Origin of the sequence: Shigella sp. FC1661 (genome assembly GCF_001712525.1) — a bacterium.
GTDB classification, from domain to species: Bacteria; Pseudomonadota; Gammaproteobacteria; order Enterobacterales; family Enterobacteriaceae; genus Escherichia; species Escherichia coli.
Window position 1 is genome coordinate 1 of the sequence record NZ_MDGW01000363.1, and the last position, 1,146, is coordinate 1,146.

General features: G+C 46.3%; 2 protein-coding genes and 1 pseudogene. 1 reads left to right on the plus strand and 2 read right to left on the minus strand.

The window, feature by feature from the left end; genetic code table 11:
• Both BFF42_RS18015 and BFF42_RS18020 read right to left on the minus strand, forming a co-directional pair.
• Positions 1-159 (minus strand): IS1 family transposase (locus tag BFF42_RS18015; RefSeq protein ID WP_032277379.1); only part of this gene is annotated, 159 nt, incomplete at its 3' end.
• Positions 160-268: 109 nt separating this feature from the next.
• Positions 269-784, minus strand: a pseudogene (locus BFF42_RS18020) (porin); the annotation flags it as partial.
• A gap of 75 nt (positions 785-859) precedes the next feature.
• Between BFF42_RS18020 and BFF42_RS18025 the strand changes: the two are divergent.
• A partial coding sequence (locus tag BFF42_RS18025; protein ID WP_000567737.1) for a transposase occupies positions 860-1,146 on the plus strand: 287 nt, incomplete at its 3' end.

The window sequence follows — 1,146 nt, forward strand, 5'->3', positions numbered from 1 at the left end:
GTGCGTACCGGGCTGAGAGGCGGTGTAAGTGAACTGTAGTTGCCATGTTTTACGGCAATGAGAGCAGAGATAGCGCTGATGTCCGGCAGTGCTTTTGCCGTTACGCACCACGCCTTCAGTAGCGGAGCAGGAAGGACATCTGATGGAAATGGAAGCCACGCAAGCACCTTAAAATCACCATCATACACTAAATCAGTAAGTTGGCAGCATTACCCGAACTCAGGCTAGTGTTATGTTTTACAGTAACACGCCGCGGCGCGTTGGCTGATTAGAACTGGTAGACGATACCAACTGCAAACTGGTCATCAGTTGCGGCATCGGTAATCGCTGCATCGTCTTTATCCAGCAGGTTAAATTTGTATGCTGTGTAGACGTTCATGTTCTTATTGAAGTAGTACCAGGTACCAACTTCGATATAATTTACGCGGTCAGCATCAACACCTTTATGTCCATCACGAGCATAAAGATCTTTGCCTTTGGAATATACGTAGCCTAAAGACGGACGTAAACCGAAGTCGAACTGATACTGTACAACAGCTTCAAAGTTTTGGGTTTTATTTGCAAAATGATCATTAGCCAAAACGGTCATGTTGCGGGTTTCACCGTACATCATTGCTGCATAGATATTATTTGCATCATACTTGGCTGCTAATGACCACACTTCAGCGTTATCACCGTAGCCGTCACCAACTTGTTCATTAGTACGATCAGATTTGCTATATGCACCTACAAAACCAAAACCTTCGATGTTGTAGTCTATAGACAACGTAGACTGGCCCCCTGAATCCCCAGACAACCAGTATCACTTAAATAAGTGATAGTCTTAATACTAGTTTTTAGACTAGTCATTGGAGTACAGATGATTGATGTCTTAGGGCCGGAGAAACGCAGACGGCGTACCACACAGGAAAAGATCGCAATTGTTCAGCAGAGCTTTGAACCGGGGATGACGGTCTCCCTCGTTGCCCGGCAACATGGTGTAGCAGCCAGCCAGTTATTTCTCTGGCGTAAGCAATACCAGGAAGGAAGTCTTACTGCTGTGGCCGCCGGAGAACAGGTTGTTCCTGCCTCTGAACTTGCTGCCGCCATGAAGCAGATTAAAGAACTCCAGCGCCTGCTCGGCAAGAAAACGATGGAAAATGAACT